Consider the following 21,869-nt stretch of genomic DNA (forward strand, 5'->3'; position numbering starts at 1 on the left):
CGTGTCAACCCTCTTGGAGTCTTCATCCACTCAAAATCGCATACAGCAAATCAAAACCAAGTTGTTTCTAAGAAAAAGTGTCTTCTCTTTATGATCTTCTCACCAACCCAAGGTTCGCCTTAGGTCAAGTCCTCGACCGATTAGTACCAATCAGCTAAAAGCATTACTGCCCTTTCACCCTTGGCCTATCAACCAGATGGTCTATCTGGGGTCTTACTCATAAATGATGGGATATCTCATCTTGAGGGGGGCTTCGCGCTTAGATGCCTTCAGCGCTTATCCCTTCCGCACGTAGCTACTCAGCTATGCCCTTGGCAGGACAACTGATCCACCAGCGGTGCGTCCATTCCGGTCCTCTCGTACTAGGAACAGAGCCTCTCAAATATCCAACGCCCACAGCAGATAGGGACCGAACTGTCTCACGACGTTCTGAACCCAGCTCGCGTGCCTCTTTAATGGGCGAACAGCCCAACCCTTGGGACCTACTACAGCCCCAGGATGAGACGAGCCGACATCGAGGTGCCAAACCTCCCCGTCGATGTGGACTCTTGGGGGAGATAAGCCTGTTATCCCCGGGGTAGCTTTTATCCGTTGAGCGATGGCCCTTCCATGCGGTACCACCGGATCACTAAGCCCGACTTTCGTCCCTGCTCGACCTGTATGTCTCGCAGTCAAGCTCCCTTATGCCTTTGCACTCTTTGCGCGATTTCCAACCGCGCTGAGGAAACCTTTGGGCGCCTCCGTTACTCTTTAGGAGGCGACCGCCCCAGTCAAACTGCCCACCTGACATTGTCCCAGAGCTGGATCACAGCTCCTGGTTAGAACACTGGTATGGAAAGGGTGGTATCCAAAGGACGACTCCACACACACTGGCGCGCATGCTTCTATGTCTCCCACCTATCCTGTACATCCCATACCAAAATCCAGTGCCAAGCTACAGTAAAGCTCCACGGGGTCTTTCCGTCTTGCTGCGGGTAACCGGCATCTTTACCGGTACTACAATTTCACCGAGTCCATTGTTGAGACAGCGCCCAAATCGTTACGCCTTTCGTGCGGGTCGGAACTTACCCGACAAGGAATTTCGCTACCTTAGGACCGTTATAGTTACGGCCGCCGTTTACTGGGGCTTCGATTCTAAGCTTCGCTTACGCTAACCTTTCCTCTTAACCTTCCAGCACCGGGCAGGCGTCAGCCCCTATACATCATCTTTCGATTTAGCAGAGACCTGTGTTTTTGGTAAACAGTCGCTTGGGCCTATTCTCTGCGGCCGCCTCAGGCTTTGACACCCTACGCGCGGCACCCCTTCTCCCGAAGTTACGGGGTCATTTTGCCGAGTTCCTTAACAATGGTTCTCTCGCTGGCCTTAGAATTCTCTTCCTACCTACCTGTGTCGGTTTACGGTACAGGCGCCCTAAAAACTCGATAGCGGCTTTTCTCGACAGTTTGAAATCGACAGCTTCGTTACTTAAGTTCACTCCCCATCACAGCTCACCTTTTAACGGGACGGATTTGCCTATCCCATCAAGCTTGCTGCTTGGACGCGCTCTTCCAATCGCGCGCTCTGCCTATCCTCCTGTGTCACCACATCTCTCAAACGCTTCTAAAGCGGTACAGGAATCTTCACCTGTTGTCCATCGCCTACGACTTTCGTCCTCGGCTTAGGTCCTGACTTACCCTGAGTGGACGAGCCTTCCTCAGGAACCCTTAGGTTTTCGGCCGGTGTGATTCTCACACACCTCTCGCTACTCATGCCAACATTCTCTCTTCTATACAGTCCACCATACCTTACAGTACAGCTTCGTCCCGTATACAATGCTCCCCTACCACTAGAAGACCTTAAGTCTTCTAATCCATAGCTTCGGTGGTGGATTTTAGCCCCGGTAATTTTCGGCGCGACATCACTCGACTAGTGAGCTATTACGCACTCTTTCAATGCGTGGCTGCTTCTAAGCCAACATCCTAGTTGTCTAGGCAATGTCACATCCTTTCCCACTTAATCCACACTTGGGGACCTTAGCTGATGGTCTGGGCTGTTTCCCTCTCGACAACGAATCTTATCACACGCTGTCTGACTCCAAGGATAAAGATCACGGCATTCGGAGTTTGATAAGCTTCGGTAGGCGGTGAAGCCCCCTAGGCTAGTCAGTGCTCTACCTCCGTGTCTCATTTCCTCAGGCTAGCCCTAAAGCTATTTCGGGGAGAACCAGCTATCTCCGTGTTCGATTGGAATTTCTCCGCTACCCACAAGTCATCCCAGCCTTTTTCAACAGACATGGGTTCGGGCCTCCACAAAATTTTACTTCTGCTTCACCCTGCTCATGGGTAGGTCACACGGTTTCGGGTCTACGCCATACAACTCGTCGCCCTATTCAGACTCGCTTTCGCTACGGCTACGGTGCTCAAGCACCTTAACCTATCGCTGCATAACGTAACTCGTTGGCCCGTTCTACAAAAAGTACGCGGTCGCAAGTCATGCTTGCTCCCACTGCTTGTAAACATAAGGTTTCAGGTTCTATTTCACTCCCCTCCAGGGGTTCTTTTCACCTTTCCCTCACGGTACTATGCGCTATCGGTCACTTGGTAGTATTTAGCCTTGGGAGATGGTCCTCCCTGCTTCCCACAGGATTTCTCGTGTCCCGTGGTACTCTGGATCGGACGTCGTCCGGGTCCACCTTTCGTCTACGGGACTATCACCCGCTCTGGTGTGCCTTCCCAGGCATCTTCGACTAGACTTATCCCTAAACTTTATTCGTCCGTCCGCAACCCCGAGACCCGTAGGTCTCGGTTTGGGCTCTTTCCCTTTCGCTCGCCGCTACTCGGAAAATCGATTGTTTTCTTTCTCTTCCTCCGGTTACTTAGATGTTTCAGTTCACCGGGTTCCCCCCGTCAGGCTATGTATTCACCTGACGGTCCTCGCGGATGAACGCGAGGGGGTTTCCCCATTCGGACATCCCCGTATCATCGCCTGCTTGCGGCTACACGGGGCTTTTCGCAGCTTACCACGTCCTTCATCGGCTCCAAGTGCCAAGGCATCCGCCTTATGCTCTTACTTACTTGACCTGCTTCACCTTGAGTCGGCGATCAGATCTTTTAAAAAAGAGATTCTCTCTTTCAAATTTTCAGCTTGGTTTTTTTCTTAGATTTTAAGAAGTTTTGCTGTATGCAATTTTCAATGAACAAAAACTATACAAGGGAAAAAATCCCTCAAAACTGAATCGTACGAACGTCTTTCATTAAAGGCTTATTTTTTATGATTCTCCTTAGAAAGGAGGTGATCCAGCCGCACCTTCCGATACGGCTACCTTGTTACGACTTCACCCCAGTCATTGGTCTCACCTTCGGCAGCTTCCCCCGCTTAAAGCGGTTGGATCACTGACTTCGGGTGCTCCCAACTTCCATGGTGTGACGGGCGGTGTGTACAAGACCCGGGAACGCATTCACCGCGACATGCTGATTCGCGATTACTAGCAACTCCAGCTTCACGTGGGCGAGTTGCAGCCCACGATCCGAACTGAGATCGGCTTATAAGGATTCGCTCCTGCTTGCGCAGTCGCTGCCCGTTGTACCGACCATTGTAGCACGTGTGTAGCCCAAATCATAAAGGGCATGATGATTTGACGTCATCCCCACCTTCCTCCGGTTTGTCACCGGCAGTCCATCTAGAGTGCCCAACTTAATGCTGGCAACTAAATGCAAGGGTTGCGCTCGTTGCGGGACTTAACCCAACATCTCACGACACGAGCTGACGACAACCATGCACCACCTGTCATCCCTGTCGACCAAAGGCCGAAAGCTCTGGTTAAAGAGCGATCAAGGAGATGTCAAGATTTGGTAAGGTTCTTCGCGTTGCTTCGAATTAAACCACATGCTCCGCTGCTTGTGCGGGTCCCCGTCAATTCCTTTGAGTTTCAGTCTTGCGACCGTACTCCCCAGGCGGGGTACTTATTGCGTTAACTGCGGCACCGACACTCGCATGCCGACACCTAGTACCCATCGTTTACGGCGTGGACTACCAGGGTATCTAATCCTGTTCGCTCCCCACGCTTTCGTGCCTCAGTGTCAGTTACAGTCCAGAAAGTCGCCTTCGCCACTGGTGTTCCTCCTAATATCTACGCATTTCACCGCTACACTAGGAATTCCACTTTCCTCTCCTGTACTCAAGTCCAACAGTTCCCAAGGCTTACAACGGTTGAGCCGTTGCCTTTCACCTCAGGCTTGATGGACCACCTACGCACTCTTTACGCCCAGTGATTCCGGATAACGCTTGCTCCCTACGTATTACCGCGGCTGCTGGCACGTAGTTAGCCGGAGCTTGCTTCTAAGGTACCGTCACTGCTTCTTCCCTTAGAACAGAATTTTACGACCCGAAGGCCTTCATCATTCACGCGGCGTTGCTGCATCAGGCTTGCGCCCATTGTGCAATATTCCCCACTGCTGCCTCCCGTAGGAGTCTGGACCGTGTCTCAGTTCCAGTGTGGCCGATCACCCTCTCAGGTCGGCTACTGATCGTCGCCTTGGTAGGCCGTTACCCTACCAACTAGCTAATCAGACGCGGGCCCATCCTGAACCGATAAAATCTTTAACGAGCAGGTCATGCGACCTTCTCGCTTCATGAGGTATTAATCACCGTTTCCGGTGGCTATCCCTCTGTTCAGGGCAGGTTGCCCACGCGTTACTCACCCGTCTGCCACTTTCCGCAAGTTCCCTTCCACCGAAGTGTCCGTTCCCTCGCTTCTCGTTCGACTTGCATGTGTTAAGCACGCCGCCAGCGTTCATCCTGAGCCAGGATCAAACTCTTTGAAAAAATTTTGAAACCATAGCTCTAATAAAAATTGACGTTTCGTACGATTCAGTTTTCAATGATCTTTTCCCGTGCCAACCGGTCTCAACCGGCGACTCATTTATCATACCAATTAAGAGATCGAATGTCAACGGAAAACTCAAAGAAGTAAGATTGGCCCTATTCTGAAAATAGATAGGTTGAAAAAGGTCCCGAAAAGGGACCCTTTTAGCTATCTTTTAAAAATGCTCCTCGTCAAGCGTTACCACATTAAAGTAGTCCGGATTCGTGACTTCGTATACGGCGTAACGGGGGTAGATACGTTTTTTCAAGAGAATCTCTTCTCCATGTTTTGAGAAGACGTACCCATTACCGTAGGCATTGTAGAAGTTCCATCCGATGCGATCCATCTCGTCAATCAGCGCTTCGTCACCGTCTGCTCTGCGGGCGATGTACATCAGCGACTTAAAAGACACCCTGGCGATCCGCTTCTTCTCTCCCTCGAGCTTGTAGATCCCGAGCAGGAGATCGAGTACTTTCAGTTCATAATAGACCTTGAGGATCGTCGCAACTGCCAGTGCGATCATCAAGCCTTTGGCCAGACGTTTCATCCATTTGTTCTCTAACAAGTTGTCACCCCTCTCATCACTATTTATATACCATGGAAAATCGTTACCAAACATCAACCGATGATTTCAGCGATTTTCATCTTCTCAGCAGGGTCCTCCAGTTCTTTTCCCGAGCGTGGAATCGCAGGTACTTGATAAGATGAAGGATCCGCTACACGGAAGTCATCTTTATCGATCAGCTTGATTGCTTCTGAATCCTTTTTCAGCCGAACGACCTGTACACCCCTTGCATTGCGTGTGCTCTTCGTATTGACGAGAGCTGTGTTGAACATGACGAAGCGATACTCATCAGGGTGGGCATACCGTACCAAGACGAAATCCGTCTCCTCGCGAACATACCGCACCCCGATCACAGGCGATTGATCGGAATAGGCATTGACCAGCTTTTTACGGTTGAACTTCGTCTGATAACTCTCCAGAGGCACCTTCGAGACCTTCCCGTTTTCATAGGCAAAGATCATATGGCCCTGGAAGTCATTGGTGACCACAGCGTGGAGCACATTTTCCCCCTCGTCCATCTCCAGCACATTGGGCAGGTAGGACCCAAGCCCACTCGCCTTGTGATCGGGTAGCTCGTAAAGCATCCGCTTGTAGACCTGGCAACGGTCGGTGAAGAACAGGATCTCATCCTTGTTGGCACCTTCTGCCTCCATGATAATCTCATCTTCTTCCTTCAACCGGTGAGAGCCACTGGCCCGAAGGGATACGAGGGAGATTTTTTTAAAGTAGTTATGATCTGTCACGAAGACCTTGAGATTGTAATCTTCAATGTGATCTTCCTCATCGTGCTCGATGATCTCCTCCTTGGTTACAATCTCCGTTCTTCGGTCTGTCCCGAATTTTTTTGAAATCCCCTTGAGTTCTTCTTTGATCAAGGCCTTAATGCGGTCGTCGGAAGCCATGATCAACCGCTTCTCTTCGATTGTATCCTCGAGAGCTTGCTTTTCACTCGTCTTCTGTAGGATGTACTCCTGGTTGATATTGCGAAGCCTGAGGTTAGCCACGAATTCCGCCTGCTTCTCGTCGATTTCGAAATGCTTCATTAGTTCCGGAATGACCTCTTTGTCTTCCTTCGTCCTCCGGATGATCGCTATGGCTTCGTCCAGATCCAAGAGCACAGCCTCCAGACCCTTCAGCAGGTGCAACTTGGCACTCATGTCTCGCACGTCATAATCGAGCGCCCGAATGATCGTGTTCTTTCGAAAACGAAGCCATTCATCCAGAATGGTCTTGATGCCCATTACCCGTGGTTTCCCATCGATCAGCATGTTGAAGTTACAGGAGAAAGAATCCTCGAGTGTAGTGTAACGATAGAGTTTGCCCATCACGAGTTCCGGATCAGCTCCGCGCTTGAGATCTAGCGTGATCTTCAAGCCCTTCAAATCCATCTCATCACGCACGTCACTGATTTCTTTCACTTTCTGGGATTTCACTAAATCCACAATCTTATCGATAATCGCCTCGATGGTCGTGGTGTAGGGAATCTCAGTGATCTCAATCATATTCTCATCTTCTAAGTAGCGGAAACGCGCCCTGAGTTTCACTGATCCCAGACCGGTCTTGTAAATCTTAGTCAAGGTGCTCTTGGAATAAATGAGCTTGCCACCTGTGGAAAAGTCCGGTGCCTTGAGGGTCTTGAGTAGATCCATCCCGGGATGGTCAATGTACTTGATCGTCGTCTCACAGACTTCACGGAGGTTGAAGCTGGCGATATTACTCGCCATCCCCACTGCAATCCCACGGTTGGCGTTCACCAGGATGTTGGGAAAAGTCGTCGGGAGCAATGCGGGTTCCTTCATCGACCCATCGTAGTTATCCACCATATCCACAGTGTTCTTGTCGATATCTTTGAACAGCTCTGTACAGATCGAATCGAGCTTCACTTCCGTGTATCGACTGGCAGCGAAAGCCATATCCCGCGATGTGCTCTTACCGAAGTTACCCTTTGAGTCCACGTAAGGATGCAAGAGGGCGTCGTATCCCCGTGACAAACGCACCATCGTGGCGTAAATTGCCTGGTCGCCGTGGGGGTTCAGCTTCATCGTCTGTCCCACGACGTTCGCCGATTTCGTCCGTGCCCCCTTCAGCAGGCCCATCTTGTACATCGTGTAGAGCAACTTGCGATGGGAGGGTTTGAATCCATCGATTTCAGGAATCGCCCGGGAAACGATGACGCTCATCGCGTAGGGCATATAATTCGATTCAAGGGTATTGGTGATCTGTTGTTCAATCACAGCCATGTGCATCGTTCCTTTCCATTATCAACTGATATCCAACTGGTCCAAGTACATCGGGCCGAACTCTTCGATGAACAGCTTACGACTATCGATGTCATCTCCAAGGAGCGTTTCGAATATTCGCTGGGTGCGCTCGACATCTTCTGGCACTACTTTCACGAGACGCCTGGTTTCTGGCGACATGGTCGTTTGCCACATCATCTGGGGTTCGTTCTCACCCAAACCCTTCGAACGCTGGATAGAAATCTTCTTCCCCTTTAAGTTTTCCAAAACCTGTTTCTTCTCTTTCTCGTTATAGGCGAAATGTGTCTCGCCCTTGGCACTGATTTCATAGAGAGGGGACTCAGCGATGAACACACGTCCTTCATTGATCAGCGTCGGCGTCAAGCGGTAGAACATGGTCAGGATCAATGTGCGGATCTGGAATCCATCCACATCGGCATCCGTCGTGATGATCACTTTCGACCAGTTCAGTTTATCCAGATCAAAGGTTTCAAAGTCCTTCGCATGTTTGGATTGGATCTCGACCCCACAACCCAACACTTTCAAGAGATCCATGATGATGTCACTCTTGAATATCTTATTGTAGTCCGCTTTCAGGCAGTTCAGTATCTTTCCGCGCACAGGCATCAAGCCCTGAAAATCAGAATCCCGGGCCATCTTACAAGCGCCTAGGGCAGAGTCTCCCTCCACGATGAACAGCTCGCGTTCTTCCACTTTCTTCGTACGGCAGTCCACGAACTTCTTCACGCGATTAGTGATATCCACCTTGGCTCCCAAGGTTTTTTTCAGGTTCTTCCGTGTCTTCTCCGCCCGTTCCCGGCTCCGCTTGTTGATCAGCATCTGATCGATCACCTTGTCAGCCGTCTCCTTGTTCTCGATAAAGAAAATCTCCAGGCGAGCCCGCAAGAATTCTGTCATGAACTCTTGGATGAACTTGTTGGTGATCGCCTTCTTCGTTTGGTTTTCATAGCTCGTGACCGTGGAAAATGAGTTCGTCACGATGATCAGCGAGTCTTCTACATCTTGGAAGGTGATCCGTTTTTCGTTCTTCGTATACTTGTTGCTCTTTTTGATGAATTTATCGATTTCATATAAAAATGCATTCTTCACCGCTCGATCGGGTGATCCACCATGCTCGAGAAAAGAAGAGTTATGGTAGTACTCGATCAGGTTCACTTCATTATTAAAAGCAAAGGCGACGTCCACCTTCACCCGGTAGGCCGGTTTGTCCTCGCGGTCTTTGCCTGAACCCTCGTCGTGGTAGTTGAAGACATCAGTAAAACCCGTGCCTTCGTTAAGCTCACCCACGTAATCCACGATGCCATTCTCGTAATAAAACTCGTGCACGACCTCCGACACCTCATCGCGCAGGATGAAGGTCACGCCAGCGTTGACAATCGCCTGGCGCTTCAGTACATCTTTGAAGTACGCCAGTGGGATGTCGATGTCCGTGAATACAGAGAGATCGGGCCGCCAACGGATCGTCGAACCTGTCTTGTGTCCACCGTAGGGTTCTTTGTAAAGCCCCCCCACATTCTCACCATTTTCAAAATGCAACTGGTACCTGTTCCCATCTCGGATCACCTCAACATCCATGAACTCAGAACTGTATTGTGTTGCACAGGTACCCAACCCGTTTAGCCCAAGGGAGAACTCATAATGATCGCCCTCATTGTTTTTATATTTTCCACCAGCGTATAACTCACAGAAAACTAGCTCCCAGTTATAACGCTTTTCATTTTTATTGTATTCCACTGGAATCCCTCGACCGTGATCGACAACCGTCATCGATCGATCTTCATGGCGAATCACTTCGATCTCGTCGCCGTAGCCCTCACGGGCCTCATCGATTGCATTCGATAGGATTTCGAAAAAAGCGTGCTGGGCACCCTTCAATCCATCGGAACCAAAAATTACCGCCGGACGCTTCCGAACGCGATCGGCTCCTTTTAAAGCAGATATGCTCTCATTGCCATAGGTTTTTGTCGCCATGCTCGTCACCTCATCTATTCTCAGGTTCTCAATTGTTCCCACCGTTCGAGGAACACATGTTCTCTTTGGATATTATATCGCATCTCCCACCATTTTGGCAAGTTGACCGTCTCAGATTGACTATTGTCCGCCTCGAGCGGATATGTTATAATGAACGAAAGTTTTTTTCTGACACACATCTGTTTGTGTGTCGCGGACAAAGGAGGTTATCCCTTTGCAAAAGAGCCATTATCTCATCGTACACCGCGAGGTCGCTCCCGAGGTGTTTCTCAAGGTCGTTGATGCCAAGGAAATGCTGAACCAAAACAAAGTCTCCAGCGTCACCGAGGCAGTGAAAGAAGTCGGCATCTCCAGAAGCACCTACTACAAGTACGCCGATTTTGTCTTTCCCCTTGGGGAAGGCCCCTTGGGCAAACGCACGACATTAAACTTCAAACTCTTCCACCAGTCGGGCGTACTCTCGAAGATCCTTTCGATGATCGCAGAGCACAACGGCAATATCCTGACCATCACCCAAGATGCTCCTGTTCATCATGTGGCCAACGTGTCGTTGACCTTTGATATCGCGAACCTTGATATATCGCTACATGCACTGATCGAGGATATGAAAGCTCTCGATGGTGTCGAGCAACTGACGCTTATCAACATAGAATAGGAGGACATGCACATGAGAATTGCTATGTTAGGCTTCGGAACCGTCGGTCGCGGAGCCTATGAAATGATGATTCGCAAGAAAGAACTGATCCAATACAAATACGATCGCACCCTCGACGTGGTCCGAATCCTCGTGAGACACATCGATCGCTATCAAGCGGAACCAAATGCTTCTCTCTTCACTACAGACTTCCAGGAAATCATGGAAGCGAAGCCCGACGTGGTGATTGAAGCCATGGGCGGAATCGAATCAGCCTATCGCTATGCACACGAAATTCTATCCGCCGGTATTCATTATATCACGGCCAACAAAGATATGATGGCAGAGTATGGAGATGAACTGTTGAATCTCGCCCGAAAAAACCAGGTGACCATCAAGTACGAGGCTGCTGTCGGTGGCGGTATCCCCGTGATCAAACCCATTAAAGAAAGCCTCGTCGGTAATCGCATCGACCGGATCACAGCCATATTAAATGGTACATCGAACTATATCCTCAGTCAAATGGATTGTGAGGGTCTGCCCTTCGAAACGGTTTTGGCAAAAGCCCAATCACTCGGTTTCGCCGAGGCCGATCCATCGAGCGATGTGGAGGGTACCGATGCGGCACGGAAGCTCGCCATCCTCACGCGTATTGCCTTCATAAAAAAAGTAGAACTCGATCAGATTAGCAAAAAGGGCATCAGTAATATTTCCAAAATGGACATCCAGGCTGCCAAGGATATGGGGTATACCATCAAGTTGATTGCCTACGCACGTTTGCTAGATGAGTGCATCTACGCTACCGTTCAACCCATGTTTATCCCCGCCGATTCGCTGATCGGCCATATCGATAACGAGAACAACGGCATTATGGTCCGCGGTGATGCCGTGGGTGATGTCTTCTTCTATGGAAAAGGAGCCGGCAAAGATCCCACAGGCAGCGCCATCTTTTCTGACCTTGTGGACCTCATGCTCACGAAGCAACTCGAGCCCCTCTACTTCACGGATCGCACCTACCAGATCGCGAATCTCAATCCACTGCCTAGCAAATGGTACCTGCGGATTCACTCCGATGAGCCTCTCGATCGTGCGGTCAAATTGATCGAGGCCTTTGGAGATCGTGCGCTCTCCATTGAGACTGACCTGGCAAAAGGCGCGACGACCCTGATCGTCGAAGGTATCGTGGAAGAACAACTCCTATCCAAACTGGCTATTTTCTCAACAGATCATATCACGCATTATCTCATACTAGAAGAGGAGGAATCAATCGATGTATAGAGGACTCTTGCATAAATACCGACCCTTCCTCTCCCTCGAGGAGCAATCGCCCATCATCAGTCTCAGCGAGGGAAACACGCCGCTGATTCGTGCGCATCATCTTGAAGAGCGCGTACCCGGTCTCGAGGTATACCTGAAATACGACGGTCTCAACCCTACGGGATCTTTCAAGGATCGCGGCATGACCATGGCGGTGACAAAAGCCGTGGAAGAAGGTTCGAAGGCGATTATCTGTGCTTCCACCGGTAACACCTCTGCCTCCGCCGCAGCCTACGCGGCAAAGGCAGGAATCCGAGCCATCGTGATCATACCAGAGGGGAAAATCGCCATGGGTAAAATGGCCCAGGCCATCGCCTATGGCGCCGAGATCATCAGCATCGATGGTAACTTCGATGAAGCGCTCGAAATCGTGAAAGAGCTATCTGATGTGCTCCCCATGACTCTAGTCAACTCAATCAACCCCTACCGCATCGAAGGTCAGCAAACCTCAGCCTTCGAGATCTGTGATGATCTAGAGGAAGCACCAGACGTCCTCGTGATTCCTGTGGGCAACGCCGGGAATATCACCGCCTACTGGAAGGGTTTCAACGCTTATCAGGAGGCCGGGATCATTACCAAAAAACCGAAGCTCTTCGGCTTTCAGGCTAGCGGGGCTGCACCGATCGTCGATGGTGCCCCTGTCACGCACCCTGAAACCGTGGCAACCGCTATCAGGATCGGCAACCCCGCCAGCTGGCCACTGGCTACGGCCGCTCTCGAGGAATCCGGCGGTGCTATCGACAAGATCACAGACGAAAAAATCTTAGAGGGTTATCAAATCCTCGCCTCCTGTGAGGGCATCTTTGCTGAGCCGGCCTCAGCGATCACCGTTGCGGGATTACTGAAGGCCTATGATGAGGGAAAATTCGAAGAGGGACAAAAGGTGGTACTAGTGCTAACGGGCAATGGACTCAAAGATCCCGATACGGCCGTTGCCCTCGGCGGTCAGATCCGCAACATGTCCACAGACCGTCGGGCCATAGCCGATCACCTTGAGGCGCTGCTCAAATGATCTACCGGATCAGCGCCCCCGCAACGTCAGCAAACTTAGGGCCTGGCTTCGATGTCATGGGTGTTGCGCTCGATCTATACAACTGGATCGAAATCGAAAAGGCAAGCACACGAGAAGTGATTTGGGTAGATGATGCTATGCTCTCCGACGATCAGAACCTGGTGAAGATTGCCCTGGATCAAACGCTCGATCAGCTTGGCCATGCGCACCTCGGATACAAGCTCACGATGAAAGAACAACACATCCCCGTTTCGCGTGGACTCGGTTCAAGCGCTGCCGCCATCGTCCTCGGGGTCCTCGCCGCCGATGCACTCAGCGGATCACAGATGACGGAAGCGGAAATGGTCCACCGCGCAGCCACCTTTGAAGGGCATCCTGACAACACGACCCCCTGTCTACTCGGTGGATGCACAGTCAGCCGCATGGATGCGGAGAAGACACATTATCTCAAACTGCCGCTCTCCGAGCGCTTTCTCTTCACTGCACTGATCCCCTCTACCCCCTTATCGACCCAACTCGCCCGAGAAGCCCTTCCCAAACAAGTGCCTTATGGGGACGCGGTTGCCAATCTCTCCTCGCTGGCACTCTTGATCGCCGCGATATATGCAGACCGTAGCGACCTGATTGCAGAAGGACTGCAAGATCGCTTGCACGAGCAGTACCGACGACCGCTGATCGCATCCTACCCTGCGATGGAACCTTACCTTGACGGCGAAGGCATCATCGGTTCCTTTCTTTCAGGTGCCGGTCCTACAGTGATCCTTTGGTGTGAAAAGAAGCCTGCCCTAAAGGGTCTTCCCTCTTCCATCCGGATCGCTCATCTTTCTCTCGATCGTGCAGGCGCACAGGTGGAGGTGATTTCCTGATGGCTCTCATTGTACAAAAGTACGGGGGTAGCTCCGTAGCTAATGTCAACCGCATCCAATCTGTCGCCAAGCGGATTGCCCAGGCGGCTGCAGATGGCAACAAGGTGGTCGCTGTCGTCTCTGCTATGGGGGACACAACCGACCATCTCATTGAAACGGCCTATGCCCTTCACCCTAATCCTCCATCGCGAGAGATGGATATGCTCCTCTCCACGGGTGAACAGATGTCCGTTGCCTTTCTAGCCATGGCCATCCATCACCTGGGGCTCAACGTCCTCTCGCTCACCGGGGCCCAATCGGGTATCCAGACTGACCGCTTCCACAAGAACGCCCGTATCCGTTCGGTGGTTGACGACCGCCTCCGGTCCGAACTCCAAGTACATGATGTCGTGATTGTCGCCGGCTTTCAGGGAATCAACGAACGCGGTGATATCACGACCCTAGGCCGAGGCGGCTCCGATACAACAGCCGTAGCGCTGGCCGTCCAACTCCAGGCTGATTACTGTGAGATCTACACCGATGTGGATGGCATTTACACCACAGATCCCCGAAAAGTTTCGGCGGCCCGCAAACTCGAAACAATCTCCTACGACGAGATGCTCGAGCTCGCACAACTCGGTGCACAGGTGTTGCATCCTAGAAGCGTTGAACTCGCGCGCAACCACAGTATGCCCCTGGTGGTCCGCTCCTCTTTTGATCAGAGTGAAGGCACTTGGGTCAAGGAGGTCGATCAAATGGAAAGTGTAGTGGTTCGAGGGATCGCCCTCGATGATAATATCGCTCGTCTCACCGTGGTCAAAGTCCCCGATCGTCCTGGTATCGCTTTCAACCTCTTCGATCGTCTGGCCAAAAGCAATGTGACGGTGGACATGATCATCCAGAACCTGAATCATGACCAGCACAACGACATCTCCTTCACTGTAGATCGTAATGATCTTCAGGTAGCCAGAGAGGTCTCAGAATCCTTCGTTTCGGATGTCCAAGCGGAAGCACTCTTGGTGGCAGAGGATGTGACGAAGCTCTCCATCGTTGGAACGGGTCTCAGCAAAAATGCAGATGCTGCCAGCCTCTTCTTCGGAACATTGTACCAAGAGGGAATCAACATCGAGATGATCAGCACCTCGCAAATAAAGATTTCTTGTATCATCAAAAAAGAATCCGGTTCACGCGCCCTCAGCGCCCTCCACGAATCCTTTCGTTTGGGACTCGATCCGTCGTAAGACAGATCGGGTCCTTATTTTGTGTTGACCATTTTGTAGCCCACCCCGCGTACCGTCTGAATCAATCCCGCCATTTCCCCGATCTTGCTCCTGAGATGACGGATGTGCACGTCCACAGTCCGCGTATCACCATAGTAGTCATAACCCCAGATTTCATCCAATAGTAGATCGCGAGCGAGCACTTTGTTTCGATTCTCCATCAACTTACGCAACAGTTCGTACTCCTTGAACGTCAGGTGGACCGGTACATCCTCGATGGTCACCTCGTGCTTGTCGAGATCCATGACCAACCGATCGATCTGAAGTTTTTTCTCTTCCACTGACGTGACGGCAGTTTTTTCATAGCGTCGCAACACCACCTTGATTCGCGTCATCAGCTCCCTGATACTAAAGGGCTTCGTGATGTAATCGTCGGCCCCGAGCTCAAGTCCCGTGATCTTGTCCAACTCTGAACCTTTAGCCGTCAACATGATAATCGGTGTGTCTGCTACCTGTTCATCCCGACGGATCACCCGGCATACATCCAAACCATCGACCCGCGGCAACATTAGGTCGAGTATGATCAGGTCCGGTTTCTCAGCCCTAGCCATCCGAATCCCTTCCTCACCATCCCTGGCGATAAGGATGTCATAATGCCTCGTCTCAAGATTATACTTCAGCAGCTCGAGAATGTGTTCATCATCCTCGATCAATAACAATTTCTTGTTGGTGTCCATGCCATTCCCCCTTCGTCACCTTCATTATACCAAAAAAAGGACCTCATGATTGAGGTCCTTAGGATTTGGGCTTGTAAATGTGTATCGGTTGATCGACCGCCCCATGAGCAGCCTCCATAACGACTTCCGATAACGTGGGGTGCGGGTGAATGGCTTTGGCCAGGTCATAAATCGTTCCTTCGAGCTCCATCGTCGCCACCGCCTCGGCAATCATATCCGTAGCATGAGATGCCACGATGTGAATTCCCACCACCTCGCCGTAGTCGGCTTCGGCAATGATCTTCACGAATCCGGTGCTCTCTCCTTCTGCCAATGCTTTTCCGTTGGCCGCCAGGGGAAAGGTCGATACGATAACCTCATCGAACTGTTCACGCGCCTGTTCTTCTGTGAGACCCACCATCCCCACCTCGGGGAAGGAATAGATGCAAGAGGGTACTTTCCCGTAATCGATCGTTTTAGACGCACCCATAATATTCTCAACGGCCACGATTCCCTCGGCAGATGCCACGTGGGCAAGCATATAACCACCGACAACATCCCCAATGGCGTAGACACCCTCTACAGAGGTACGCATATGCTCATCCACACGAATGCCTTTCTTGTTCAACTCTAGGGAGAGGGACTCTATTCCCGAGAGATTCGGGCGTCTGCCGAGACTAGCCAGAATATACGTCCCCTCGATTTCTTTTTCTCCCTTTGCATCACGGTACTGCACGCTAGGGCCGTCAATCTTGATGATCTCTGTTCCCGTTCGGATGTTGACCCCAGTTTTTTTCAGATGTTTCTGTATGGTATCCCGCACGTCTTGATCCTGGCCCGTTAGAATCTGATCGGACCGCTGGAGCATCGTCACCGTCGTCCCGATACTGGAGAAAAACGTGGCGAACTCCACCGCGATGAATCCACCGCCCAAGATCACCAGCGATTCCGGGACCCCATCGATGGAGAGGATACCCGTGGAATCCAGTAGATTTCCGGACTCCCTGGCTTCTTTCAAACCGTCTATCGGTGGGAAGGCATTGGAAGACCCGGTGGCGATAATCAACGATTCGCAGGCAATCTCACCTTCAGCGTACTGGATTTTGTTTTTCGATACTACCTTAGCCTCATAGGGGTACACATCCACCTGGTTTTTTTTCAGCAATTGTTCGACGCCTTTCACGAGTTTGCGTACCACTTTTTCCTTACGCGACATCAAACCGGGCCAATCGATCTTCATCGTATCCACCGAACCGAGATCGATACCGAAGGTACTGGCGTTTTGGATCTGCTGGTAGATTTTCGCCGTGTTCAGTAGCGTTTTGGTGGGAATACAACCGACGTTCAAACAGACACCACCGATAGCATCTCTCTCAAAGAGTGCCACCTTGGCGCCAAGTTGTGCCGCTTTGATCGCGGCCACATAACCACCCGGTCCACCACCGATGATCGCAATATCGTATGTTTTCAAATGGATCGTCCTCCTCCTGCTTCAATTTAATACAATAGCATCCTTTCCGGGGATTCTAGATACGCCTTTAGCGTCTGCAGAAAGCGACCTGCATCGCCGCCATCGATTACCCGGTGGTCAAAGGCCAGAGAAATGGGAAGGATGGATCGGATCACAATCTCGTCATTACGGACCACCGCTTGTTTCTCAATGAGACCGACACCCAAGATTGCCACCTCAGGTGGTTTGATGATGGGAACGCCAAATTTTGCCCCGACAGCACCGTAGTTGGTCACAGAAAAGGTGCCGCCCTTCAGGTCCTCTAGTTTTAACTTCTTCTCTCTCGCCGCCGCGGAAAGTCGTTGGATTTCCCCTGCGAGTCCGAGCACACCCAGGTGGTCTGCCTCACGGATGACAGGCACGATGAGCCCCTCCGGTGTATCAACGGCCAAGCCGATATGACGTTCTTTCTTCATCAGAATCGCCTCGCCGGATTCATCGATACTGGCATTTAGCACAGGGTGTTCCTTGAGTGCTAGCACGAGCGCCCGTATGATCAAGGGGAGATAGGTCAGGTGAATTCCCGCCTCTTCCGCTCGCTCTTCGTTCGCCTTCTTAAAAGCAACTAGTTCTGTAACGTCAAACTCATCCATAGCCGCCGCATGTGGAATCTCACTCTTCGATTGCACCATTGTACGTGCAACGGTTTTCCGCAGCATACTCATGGGACGACTCTCCGCCTCCACAGAGACTTCCTGCGTCTTGGTAGAGGTTTGCTTCTCTTGCTTTTCTTCTTTCTCGCTAGCCTGTGCAGCCTGTCGGATATCCGCCTTCATCACGCGTCCTGCCGGTCCGGTTCCTTTGACCTCATGGATATCCACACCGAGGTCCTTTGCCATTTTCCTTGCCACCGGTGTCGCCAGCACACGTTTTCTCTCTTCCTGTTTCTCCGGGGGTTTTTCTTGGCCTTCATCGCTCGAAGCGATGACATCATCAGAAACATCCAGTTCGCCAACGACACTCGTGGATTCATCTTCACTCACTGACTCCTTCCTGCTACCGGAAGATTTCTTATTGTCTTGGTCAGACAGCTCCTCTGTCTCAGATGATTCCTCTTGCGTCTTAGAGGAGGGCTCTTTGTCTTCAGAGGATTCTTCCTGGGTGTCAGCAGTTTTCTTTTCTTCCTCCCCATCGTCGATCGTCAGGACCACATCACCGACGTGAATCGTGTCGCCCTTTTGAAAGGCCAGGTGAGCTACTTTTCCGTCCGTGGGAGATGGAATCTCGGCCGTTACCTTATCCGTCTCGACTAAGAACAGCGTATCCCCATCCTTCACTTCATCGCCTTCGCTCACCCGCCACTCATAGAGAACGCCTTCGTGTATGCCCTCGCCAATATCAGCGAATTTAACTTCTACCATGGGTTCATCCCTCCTAATACTGAAGTAGCTTCGTCATTCGATCGGCGATTTCCTCGGGATCCGGTAGGTAATGGTGTTCTCCCTTGGGAAGCGGGACGATCGTGTCAAGCCCTGTAATCCGTGTGGGCGGTGCTTCTAAATAGAGGAATGCACCTTCATTGACAATGGCCATCAGTTCGGCGCCAGGGCCGAAGCTCTTAGCGGCTTCATGGACAACCATAAATCGGCCCGTCTTCTGTACCGACTGAATGATCGTTTCTCGATCGATCGGTGAGATGGTCCTCAGATCAATCACTTCGATGCTGGCATCGGTCTTCTCCTCCACGGTGGCCACTGCTTTTTCCACGTCGCGTACCATGGCCCCCCAGCTGACCACAGTGAGGTCTTTTCCTGATTTCACCATGCGCGCTTTGCCAATGGGTAGTGTATAGATGCCTTCGGATACCTCTTGCTTGAACGCTCGATAAATGCGTTTGGGTTCCATGAAAATAACGGGGTCTTCCGATTGGATCGCCGCGGCAAGCAGGCCCTTGGCATCATAGGGTGTTGACGGAATAACCACCTTTAGTCCCGGCAAATGGGCAAAGAGCACTTCTTGGCTCTCTGAGTGGTGCTCGAGCGCGCGCACACCGGCGCCATAAGGCATTCGGATGACCATGGGTACCGTGAAACGACCCCGACTTCTATTCCGCATACGCGCCACGTGTGCAGCAATTTGATTATAGGCAGGGAACATAAAGCCCGAAAACTGAATCTCCGCCACGGGCCTGAGTCCGTTGATCGCCATGCCCAGTGCACTGCCAACAATCGCACTCTCCGCAAGTACCGTGTCGAAGCAACGTTTCTCACCGTACTTCTCCTGCAGTCCTGCTGTCGCACGAAAAACGCCGCCTTCATAACCGACGTCTTCTCCGAAGACAACTACATTCTCATCCTCAGCCATCATCTCGTCCATCGCCAGATTAATCGCTCCGATCATGGTCGTGAGCATTTACTCCACCTCCTCAAGAGCTTTTTTCTTCTCTTGGTACTGCGCCTCCAGATGAGGCGGTCTCTCATGGTACTGATAATCAAAAACATCTTCGAGCGGTACAAGGCCCGAATCTTCTACGCGTTTGAAAACTTCCTTCACTTCAGCGGCGAAGGCCTCGTTCTGCTCTTCTTCCTGCTCTTCAGACCAAAGCTCTTGATCAATGAGGTATCGTTTCATACGTAGGAGCGGGTCTTTTTTCTTCCACTCCTCGACTTCTTCTTCCTCGCGATATTTCTTAGGATCATCGGAAGTCGTGTGTGCACCCAGTCGATAGGTTTCGCACTCGATGAGCGATGGACCTTCTCCTGCACGCGCACGTTCGACCGCTTCTCGCGAAGCCGCCAGCACGGCAAACAGGTCGTTGCCATCCACCTGGATACCCGGCATTCCATAGGCTTTGGCTTTCTCGGCCAAAGTCGGACTAGTCGTCTGTTTCTTTCGAGGCATACTAATTGCATATTGGTTATTCTGAATGATGAAGACAACTGGCGCCTTGAGGACAGCTGCGTGATTCAGCGCTTCGTGGAAATCACCTTGACTCGTACCACCATCGCCCACATAGGCCATGGTCACCTCGTCGAGACCCCGGTAAACAGAAGCGTAGGCTACTCCTACCGCATGCTGTAACTGAGATGCAATCGGTACACTTACCGGTAGCACCTTTACATCATCAGGCATATGCATGCCTGCCTCGTTGCCGTACCAGTAGAGTAGTATTTTTTCCATGGGAACACCTTTGTAAAACCAGGCGCCCAGTTCTCTAAAGGCGCTTACCATCCAATCTTCTTCTCCAGTGGCCGCGATCGAACCCACCTGGCTCGCCTCTTGACCTAAGTTCGGCGCGTAGGTCAGCATTCGACCCTGACGCTGGTATTGTAATGCTTTCGTATCCATCACCCGTGTTTTTAGCATCAGCTTATACAGGTGTAAAAGTTCTTCCTCCGACACCTCGGGAATCGTGATACCCTCGAGTAGTCGGCCGTTCTCATCGAGCATTTCCAGTCGCTTATCTTTCGATGGTTCATGTTTTTCAAAATACATCAGATCGAACCTCCTTTCAAAATGTATATACCCTAGCCCAATTTATGATAATCGTTTTCATATTTTAAATTAAGAAAGGCATCCCGAAGGATGCCTTAGAACACGATTGACGCGATGGCCACTTGATCTGTGGTCGCAAGGTCGATAAAATCATCTCCCGCGAGGACCAATGGCTTGGACGGTGTATACTTGTTGTTCATCACCACACGTGCGACGCGACCATCGTTAAGCAGCACGTGACTGCCAACGTAAAACTGACTGAGTCGCGATAAGAATTTCCTGGATAAGAGCGGGTCGAGACCGGTGAACAGCTGGTCCATCATAGCCTCCGCTGCTTCAAAGGGACTTGACTTGATGCGGTAGACCCGATCGGTGGTCATCGCACTGTACACATCGGCAATAGCTATGATCTTCGCCACCATAGAGATGTTGCTGTTGGTCAGTCCCCTGGGATACCCCGTTCCATCGATCCGTTCATGGTGTTCGTACACACCTTTCAGGACCAAGGGGGAGATGCCAGGTACTTCCGAAAGGATCTTTAACCCGGCCTCGGGATGTCCTTTCATTAGTTCGTACTCCTCAGGTGTCAGTTTGCCAGGCTTATTGAGAATGCCCTCGGGCACACGACACTTTCCCGTATCGTGCAACAGACCGGCGATCGCCACATCGTGGATTCTCTCCTTGGAAAGATTCATCCACTTCCCGATCAGAGCGCTCATGAGGCATACGCGTACAGAATGATCGAAGGTGTACGCATCGGTCACCTCGATCTCCCAAAGTTTTTTCGCCAGGTCATAATTCTTCTCGATCAACTGGATGATCGGTTCAATGGCGACTTCTACCTCATCACGAATCTGACGCTTACCTTCTTTCAAGTTCTTGTAGATCGACTTGAAACTATTGATAGAAGCCTTCATACTCCCCTCGAGTATGTCGCGTTCGAGCTGAATCGATTGTTCCGTCGTATTCGGTACATCGATATAAATATAATAAAGGGTCTGGCCATTGATCTTCCCAATCACATCGGGGGTCAAGACCGTTCCGGCCGGGACCAAGACGACATCCCGATGATCGTGGACATCCTTTGCCACGACCATTCCCTCTTCAAGCTGGTCGACAAATACTCTTATCATCTGTAATCACCACCTTCTTCCATTATAACGCGAACATGAACAGAATGAAATATCAGATTACAATCATTTCATCGTTCCGACAGATCCACCTTCGTGTTGACAAATCCCGCGGCAACCTTTATGATAGATGTGAAATCTCTAGTGAATTACTAGGAATTAAGGAGGTGCGAAATTGATCACGAAAGATCAACTGATCAGTGAGATTCTCAGGGCGAAACCTGAGGCTGCAGAAGTGCTCATGAAAAACGGTATGGGTTGCATCGGATGCCCGGCATCACAAATGGAAAGCCTAGAACAAGCATCGATGGTACATGGAATCGATCTTGAAAAATTGCTCCAAGAGTTAAACCAAGCATAGTAAGATATGAAGGACTCTCCACCAAGGAGGGTTCTTTTCTTTTCGCAT

The 21,869-nt window shown here is 51.0% G+C and carries 15 protein-coding genes and 2 rRNA genes; 6 read left to right on the forward strand and 11 right to left on the reverse strand.

Going from position 1 to position 21,869, the window contains the following annotated elements; translation table 11 throughout:
* Nucleotides 1-120: 120 nt before the first annotated feature.
* The 5 genes from ACULM0_RS05090 to ACULM0_RS05110 all read right to left on the reverse strand — a co-directional run bounded on the left by ACULM0_RS05090 (nt 121) and on the right by ACULM0_RS05110 (nt 9,641).
* Nucleotides 121-3,060 (reverse strand): 23S ribosomal RNA (locus tag ACULM0_RS05090).
* A gap of 204 nt (nt 3,061-3,264) precedes the next feature.
* A 16S ribosomal RNA gene (locus tag ACULM0_RS05095) occupies nt 3,265-4,804 on the reverse strand.
* Together the 16S and 23S rRNA genes form the textbook arrangement of a ribosomal RNA operon.
* A gap of 215 nt (nt 4,805-5,019) precedes the next feature.
* Entirely contained in the window at nt 5,020-5,409 is a 390-nt protein-coding gene (locus tag ACULM0_RS05100; RefSeq protein WP_463679366.1) for a hypothetical protein, read from the reverse strand.
* Between the two features lie 53 nt (nt 5,410-5,462).
* Complete coding sequence (locus ACULM0_RS05105) at nt 5,463-7,649, reverse strand: DNA gyrase subunit A (RefSeq protein WP_463679367.1); 2,187 nt, start codon at nt 7,647-7,649, stop codon at nt 5,463-5,465.
* A 21-nt stretch (nt 7,650-7,670) separates the two neighbouring features.
* Nucleotides 7,671-9,641 (reverse strand): DNA gyrase/topoisomerase IV subunit B, encoded by a 1,971-nt coding sequence (locus tag ACULM0_RS05110; RefSeq protein ID WP_463679368.1) that lies wholly within the window; start codon nt 9,639-9,641, stop codon nt 7,671-7,673.
* A 214-nt stretch (nt 9,642-9,855) separates the two neighbouring features.
* Here ACULM0_RS05110 and ACULM0_RS05115 point away from each other — a divergent pair, with 214 nt between their 5' ends.
* The 5 genes from ACULM0_RS05115 to ACULM0_RS05135 are packed head-to-tail and all read left to right on the forward strand — an operon-like array spanning nt 9,856 to nt 14,690.
* On the forward strand, nt 9,856-10,296 hold the full coding sequence (locus tag ACULM0_RS05115; protein ID WP_463679369.1) for an ACT domain-containing protein: 441 nt from the start codon (nt 9,856-9,858) through the stop codon (nt 10,294-10,296).
* 12 nt (nt 10,297-10,308) lie between these two features.
* Nucleotides 10,309-11,553 (forward strand): homoserine dehydrogenase, encoded by a 1,245-nt coding sequence (locus tag ACULM0_RS05120; RefSeq protein ID WP_463679370.1) that lies wholly within the window; start codon nt 10,309-10,311, stop codon nt 11,551-11,553.
* Nucleotides 11,546-12,604: a threonine synthase gene (gene thrC / locus ACULM0_RS05125; RefSeq protein ID WP_463679371.1), complete on the forward strand. Its 1,059-nt coding sequence runs from the start codon at nt 11,546-11,548 to the stop codon at nt 12,602-12,604. The genes ACULM0_RS05120 and thrC overlap by 8 nt, the downstream gene beginning before the upstream one ends.
* Nucleotides 12,601-13,470, forward strand: coding sequence for a homoserine kinase (thrB, locus tag ACULM0_RS05130; protein WP_463679372.1), 870 nt, complete (start codon nt 12,601-12,603; stop codon nt 13,468-13,470). Before thrC ends, thrB begins: the two co-directional genes overlap by 4 nt.
* Nucleotides 13,470-14,690, forward strand: a complete 1,221-nt coding sequence (locus ACULM0_RS05135) for an aspartate kinase (protein ID WP_463679373.1) — start codon at nt 13,470-13,472, stop codon at nt 14,688-14,690. The genes thrB and ACULM0_RS05135 overlap by 1 nt, the downstream gene beginning before the upstream one ends.
* 14 nt (nt 14,691-14,704) lie before the next feature.
* On the opposite strand, the gene ACULM0_RS05140 is transcribed toward ACULM0_RS05135, so the two are convergent.
* The 6 genes from ACULM0_RS05140 to ACULM0_RS05165 all read right to left on the reverse strand — a co-directional run bounded on the left by ACULM0_RS05140 (nt 14,705) and on the right by ACULM0_RS05165 (nt 21,463).
* On the reverse strand, nt 14,705-15,406 hold the full coding sequence (locus ACULM0_RS05140; RefSeq protein ID WP_463679374.1) for a response regulator: 702 nt from the start codon (nt 15,404-15,406) through the stop codon (nt 14,705-14,707).
* 58 nt (nt 15,407-15,464) lie between these two features.
* Nucleotides 15,465-16,856 (reverse strand): dihydrolipoyl dehydrogenase, encoded by a 1,392-nt coding sequence (gene lpdA, locus ACULM0_RS05145; RefSeq protein ID WP_463679375.1) that lies wholly within the window; start codon nt 16,854-16,856, stop codon nt 15,465-15,467.
* Between the two features lie 26 nt (nt 16,857-16,882).
* Complete coding sequence (locus ACULM0_RS05150; RefSeq protein WP_463679376.1) at nt 16,883-18,256, reverse strand: dihydrolipoamide acetyltransferase family protein; 1,374 nt, start codon at nt 18,254-18,256, stop codon at nt 16,883-16,885.
* 13 nt (nt 18,257-18,269) lie between these two features.
* Nucleotides 18,270-19,247: an alpha-ketoacid dehydrogenase subunit beta gene (locus tag ACULM0_RS05155; protein ID WP_463679377.1), complete on the reverse strand. Its 978-nt coding sequence runs from the start codon at nt 19,245-19,247 to the stop codon at nt 18,270-18,272.
* Complete coding sequence (gene pdhA / locus ACULM0_RS05160; protein ID WP_463679378.1) at nt 19,248-20,330, reverse strand: pyruvate dehydrogenase (acetyl-transferring) E1 component subunit alpha; 1,083 nt, start codon at nt 20,328-20,330, stop codon at nt 19,248-19,250.
* A gap of 95 nt (nt 20,331-20,425) precedes the next feature.
* On the reverse strand, nt 20,426-21,463 hold the full coding sequence (locus ACULM0_RS05165; RefSeq protein ID WP_463679379.1) for an HD-GYP domain-containing protein: 1,038 nt from the start codon (nt 21,461-21,463) through the stop codon (nt 20,426-20,428).
* A 172-nt stretch (nt 21,464-21,635) separates the two neighbouring features.
* On the opposite strand from ACULM0_RS05165, the gene ACULM0_RS05170 reads away from it, so the two are divergent.
* Nucleotides 21,636-21,821: a DUF1858 domain-containing protein gene (locus ACULM0_RS05170; RefSeq protein WP_463679380.1), complete on the forward strand. Its 186-nt coding sequence runs from the start codon at nt 21,636-21,638 to the stop codon at nt 21,819-21,821.
* Nucleotides 21,822-21,869: the final 48 nt, after the last annotated feature.

It is taken from the genome of Halotolerantifilum yawarlongkerapense (assembly GCF_054506745.1).